Source organism: Streptomyces sp. NPDC006510 (assembly GCF_040611955.1).
GTDB lineage: Bacteria > Actinomycetota > Actinomycetes > Streptomycetales > Streptomycetaceae > Streptomyces.
The window spans coordinates 1-4,720 of the sequence record NZ_JBEXPH010000348.1; the positions used below are offsets into that span (position 1 = coordinate 1).

6 protein-coding genes and 1 pseudogene are annotated in these 4,720 nt (G+C 70.0%); 3 read left to right on the forward strand and 4 right to left on the reverse strand.

The genetic code is table 11. The features are described from left to right. Positions 1-178 (reverse strand): annotated as a pseudogene (locus tag ABZY11_RS42905) (adenosylcobinamide kinase/adenosylcobinamide phosphate guanyltransferase); the annotation flags it as partial. Between the two features lie 128 nt (positions 179-306). Here ABZY11_RS42905 and ABZY11_RS42910 point away from each other — a divergent pair. Continuing rightward, on the forward strand, positions 307-516 hold the full coding sequence (locus ABZY11_RS42910) for a hypothetical protein (protein ID WP_072483289.1): 210 nt from the start codon (positions 307-309) through the stop codon (positions 514-516). Between the two features lie 109 nt (positions 517-625). On the opposite strand, the gene ABZY11_RS42915 is transcribed toward ABZY11_RS42910, so the two are convergent. From ABZY11_RS42915 to ABZY11_RS42925, 3 genes are all read right to left on the reverse strand, one after another. Then, the gene (locus tag ABZY11_RS42915; protein WP_356484373.1) at positions 626-1,702 is read right to left on the reverse strand and encodes a trypsin-like peptidase domain-containing protein; all 1,077 of its coding nucleotides are present in this window, start codon (positions 1,700-1,702) and stop codon (positions 626-628) included. 97 nt (positions 1,703-1,799) lie between these two features. Further along, positions 1,800-2,507 (reverse strand): methyltransferase domain-containing protein, encoded by a 708-nt coding sequence (locus ABZY11_RS42920; protein WP_356484376.1) that lies wholly within the window; start codon positions 2,505-2,507, stop codon positions 1,800-1,802. Between the two features lie 140 nt (positions 2,508-2,647). Then, positions 2,648-3,247 (reverse strand): DUF3043 domain-containing protein, encoded by a 600-nt coding sequence (locus ABZY11_RS42925; protein ID WP_356484374.1) that lies wholly within the window; start codon positions 3,245-3,247, stop codon positions 2,648-2,650. A 297-nt stretch (positions 3,248-3,544) separates the two neighbouring features. Here ABZY11_RS42925 and ABZY11_RS42930 point away from each other — a divergent pair, with 297 nt between their 5' ends. Together ABZY11_RS42930 and ABZY11_RS42935 are read left to right on the forward strand one after the other, a co-directional pair. Then, a complete protein-coding gene (locus tag ABZY11_RS42930) occupies positions 3,545-4,327 on the forward strand; it encodes a PspA/IM30 family protein (RefSeq protein ID WP_072483677.1) in 783 nt (260 codons plus the stop codon). Positions 4,328-4,336: 9 nt separating this feature from the next. Continuing rightward, a complete protein-coding gene (locus ABZY11_RS42935; RefSeq protein WP_356484375.1) occupies positions 4,337-4,615 on the forward strand; it encodes a hypothetical protein in 279 nt (92 codons plus the stop codon). The last annotated feature ends 105 nt before the right edge of the window (positions 4,616-4,720 follow it).

The window sequence follows — 4,720 nt, forward strand, 5'->3', positions numbered from 1 at the left end:
CCGCGCGGGCCGCGGCGAACACGGCCCCCGGAGTGAGATCGAGCAGCAGCGCGTCGTCGACCAGCAGCGAGGTCGCGGCCCGCGAGCGCGCCCCGCGGGCGACGGCGCAGACGGCGCAAGGACATTCGGGCCGCGGCAGCCCGTCGGGGGCTCCGGTGCCGAGCAGAGTCAGTTCCACGCTTCCGATCCTCCCGCGTCCTCGCAGCCGGTGCGCGACCTGGGGGCGTCCGGACGGGTGCGGAGCCGGTCCCCGCACCGGACGCAGGCACTAGGCTGCGGGGCAGCAAAGTGACCCAGGAGGCGGACATGGCGTGGACGTGGCGGTTCGAGAAGTCCGACGGTACGGAGACGGAGCCGGCCCTGCAGCCGGAGGAATTCACCACCCAGGGCGACGCGGAGTCCTGGATCGGTGAGTACTGGAAGGAACTCCTCGACGGCGGGGCGGACCAGGTGACGCTCTTCGACGACTCGACGAAGATCTACGGCCCCATGAGCCTCCAGGCCGACCAGGGCTGATCCGGCTCCTCTCACCGGGGCGCCGTACGGGTGCGGAGAACAGCCCCGTACGGCGCCCCGGGCGATGGAGGGCCCAGGGCCTGTCCGGCCCCGACCCGCCGGGCGGCTCCTAGATCTCGCCCAGGGTGACCTGCGCCGTCTTCTCCGCCCCGTTGCGCAGGTACGTCACCGTGACCTTCTGGCCCGGCTTGTCCGAGGCCAGTGCCTCCGCCAGCGACGTGATCGTCGTGACCGGCACATCGTTGATCCCGGTGATGATGTCACCGGCCCGCAGTCCCGCCTTGTCCGCGGCACCGCCCTTCGTCACGCTGACCAGCGCCACCCCGGCCGGCTGGTAGTTGTCGTCGACGACCGTGCGTCCGGTGATGTCCAGGGCCGCCCGGCCCGAGTCGATGACCTTGCCGCTCTTGATGATCTGATCGGCGATCGTCTTCACCATCGACACGGGGATCGCGAACCCGATCCCCGGCGCCGCGCTGCCACCCAGCTCCGGGTCGGTCGCCGCCAGCGTCGGGATACCGATCACCTCGCTGTTCAGGTTGACCAGCGCACCCCCGCTGTTGCCCGGGTTGATCGCGGCCGAGGTCTGCACCATGTTCGCGATCGTCGCGCCGGTGCCGCCGCCCGCGCGGCTCTCGCTGACGGTCCGGCCGAGCGCCGAGACGATGCCCTGGGTGACGCTGGAGGACAGTCCGAGCGGTGAGCCCATCGCCAGCACGATCTGCCCCACCTCGACCTTCTCCGAGTCGCCGAATTTCGCGGGCTTCAGCCCGTCCGGCACGCGGTCGAGCTTGAGGACGGCCAGATCCTGATCCGGATAGGCGGCCACCAGCGAGGCGCTCTCCACCTTCTCGCCGGTGGCGACGGTGACCTTGAACTTCTTCTCGTTGCCGACCACATGGGCGTTGGTGACGATATGGCCCTTGGAGTCGTAGACGACGCCGGAGCCCAGGGTGTTGCCGGCTTCGATCTGCACGACCGACGGCAGCACGTTCTTGATCACGGCCTGGTAGTCGCTCTGCAGATCACCGGCGATCCCGGAGGCGGAGGCGGATTTGCTGGGGTCGGTCTTCGGTGAATCGGAGGAAGCGTCCGAGCAGCCGCTCACCAGGGCGATCGCACAGACACCTGCGGTCAGAGGCAGCAGCAGCCGACGAGCACGGCGGCGAAAGTGAGATGCATCCATGTTCGAATCATGGCTTTTAACCCTATTGGCGGCCTGCCGGGTTCGGCCGAATGGGGGACGCCGCCGGGCAGCCCCGGCGACCCGCACCCGCGTCCTCTCAGCCCCGTACTCCGCAGAGATGCAGCAGCGCGGCCACCCGGCGGTACGGATCCGTCCGCCCGGCCCGGTCCTCCGCGGCGAGCACCTGCTCCAGCTCGGCGGCGGCCGGCAGCTCCACGTCGTTGCTCACGTTGTCCGTGAAGACGCGTACTCCGTACCAGGCGTGCAGGGGCGCCGCGATCCCGGCGAGCGTGGCCGTCAGGGCGTCCAGCCGGTCGGCCCGGACCGTGAGGCCCAGCCGGTTGGTGTACGTGTCCGTGTCGAAGGCGGCCAGCGCCGCGTTCCAGTCCCCGGCGGTCCCGGGACGCATCGCCAGCGCGTCCGCGTTCCGCACGAGCAGCGACAGCAGTCCGCCCGGCGCGAGCATCCGGGCCAGGCCCGCCAGCATCGGGTCCGGGTCCCGGACATACATCAGCACGCCGTGGCAGAGCACCACGTCGAAGCTGCCGGGCAGGAAGTGCACCCCGGTGTCCAGACCGTTGCCCTCGATGAGCCGGACCCGCTCGCGGATGCCCGCGGGCTCGCTGCCGAGCGCCTCCCTGGCCACCCGCAGCATCTCGGCATCGGACTCCAGGCCGGTCACGGTGTGACCGGCCCTGGCCAGGCGCAGCGCCTGGGTGCCCTGGCCCATGCCCACGTCGAGCACGCGCAGCCGCTGTCCGACCGGGAAGCGTGCCGCGATCTGCTCGTCGAGCTGCCGGGCCACGAGCTCCTGGCGGACGGTGTTGCGCAGCCCGCCGAGCCCCTTCAGCCACACCGAGGAGGCTCCGGTGAACCCGGTCACGGGGACGGCATCGTCCGGCCGGCCGGCGGACGGACCGCCGGTCGAGCCGGAGATGTGCGTACTCAGGGCCGCTCTCCACGCTTGACCTGCGGCTTCGGCAGCCGGAGGCGACGCATCTGAAGCGTGCGCATCAGGCCGTAGGCGACCGCGCCACGCTTGGGCGTGTCGGGGAAGCGCTGGTTGAGCTGCTTCTTCAGACGGATCGAGAGACCGATCGAGTCGATGACGATCAGCACGATCACGGCGAGCCACAGCAGCAGCGAGATGTTCTGGATGTTCTGCACCTGGATCACGCTGAGAATCAGAATGATCACGGCGAGCGGCAGGAAGAACTCCGCGATGCAGAAACGCGAGTCCACGTAGTCGCGGACGAAGCGCCGCACCGGGCCCTTGTCGCGAGCCGGCAGATAGCGCTCGTCGCCACTGGCGAGCGCCTCGCGCTGCTTGGCCATGTCCACACGGCGCGCTTCGCGCTGCCGCTTCATGGCCTCCTTGCGGTCGAGCGGCGCGCCACTGGAGGCGCGACGGCGCTGCGACTGGGCATCGCTGCGCTTGGGGGTGGGGCGACCTTTGGGGGCCTGCGGGTCGCGGGGCTGCTTGGAGAGGTCCGCCGTCACCTTGCCGGTGGGCGCCTTCTCTTCCTTCGAACGGCTACGGAACACAAGGCCCAAGGGTACGGGTTGGATCGCCACGACCCCAGGCCGGCCGGGAACGATCCGGCAACGGCCTGCGTCCTCGCAGGTGTACCGACCTGTCCGGTACGGGGGACGGCACCGGGTCTCCCCGACCTCCGCCTACTCCTTGGGCTGGAGTGGTGACCTGGTGCAGTCGTCCTTGGGTAGGAGCACATCCTTGCTCGAACAGTGCGGTAATAGAGGCAGGGCCCGTACTGTGGGTTCTGTTGGAGTGCTGGAGCTCAGTCCGTCAGAAGGGGGCGCGCGAAGCCCATGAGCGGTGTCATGAAGCGTATGGGGATGATCTTCCGCGCGAAGGCAAACAAGGCCCTTGACCGGGCCGAGGATCCGCGCGAGACCCTCGATTACTCGTACCAGAAGCAGCTCGAACTGCTTCAGAAGGTACGTCGCGGTGTCGCCGACGTGGCGACCTCGCGCAAGCGGCTTGAGCTGCAGCTGAACCAGCTGCAGGGACAGTCGTCCAAGCTGGAGGACCAGGGCCGCAAGGCGCTCGCGCTCGGCCGCGAGGACCTGGCCCGCGAGGCGCTGTCCCGGCGCGCCGCGCTCCAGCAGCAGGTCACCGACCTGGAGACGCAGCACACCACGCTGCAGGGCGAGGAGGAGAAGCTCACTCTCGCGGCACAGCGGCTGCAGGCCAAGGTCGACGCCTTCCGTACCAAGAAGGAGACCATCAAGGCCACCTACACCGCCGCCCAGGCGCAGACCCGGATCGGCGAGGCATTCTCCGGGATCTCCGAGGAGATGGGCGACGTCGGCCTGGCGATCCAGCGGGCCGAGGACAAGACCCAGCAGCTGCAGGCCCGGGCCGGCGCGATCGACGAGCTGCTCGCCTCCGGCGCCCTGGACGACCCGACCGGCACGGCGAAGGACGACATCGCCGCCGAGCTGGACCGGATCTCCGGTGGCACCGATGTGGAGCTGGAGCTGCAGCGGATGAAGGCCGAGCTGGCCGGCGGCTCCACCCCGCAGCAGGCGATCGAGGGCGGCCCGCAGGATGCCGCTCAGCAGCAGTCGTCGCAGTCCCCGCACAGGTTCGACAAGAGTTGAGGCGGCGTCATGATCGTACGGATCATGGGGGAGGGCCAGGTCGACCTGGCCGACAGCCATCTCGCCGAGCTCGACAAGCTCGACGAAGAACTGCTCGCCGAGATGGAGAGCGGTGACGGACCGGGTTTCCGCGCCACTCTCCACGCGCTCCTGGCCAGGGTGCGCGAGCTCGGCACAGCGCTGCCGGACGACTCCCTGGAGCCGTCCGAGCTGATCCTGCCGTCGTCCGACGCGACCCTCGAAGAGGTGCGCGCCATGCTCCGCGACGACGGTCTGATTCCCGGCTGACGCCGGTCGTTTCTCCAGCACCCGCACGAACCCGTGCCCCGGGTCCGGTCCGCCGGACCCGGGGCACGGTCGTGTCCGGCGCCCGGCCCCGGGTCCGGTCCGCCG

Bases quoted from the DNA above. Each gene is read 5' to 3' on its own strand.
- ABZY11_RS42930 (WP_072483677.1), top strand. From the start codon at position 3,545: ATGAAGCGTATGGGGATGATCTTCCGCGCGAAGGCAAACAAGGCCCTT.
- ABZY11_RS42935 (WP_356484375.1), top strand. From the start codon at position 4,337: ATGATCGTACGGATCATGGGGGAGGGCCAGGTCGACCTGGCCGACAGC.
- ABZY11_RS42915 (WP_356484373.1), bottom strand. From the start codon at position 1,702: ATGGATGCATCTCACTTTCGCCGCCGTGCTCGTCGGCTGCTGCTGCCT.
- ABZY11_RS42910 (WP_072483289.1), top strand. From the start codon at position 307: ATGGCGTGGACGTGGCGGTTCGAGAAGTCCGACGGTACGGAGACGGAG.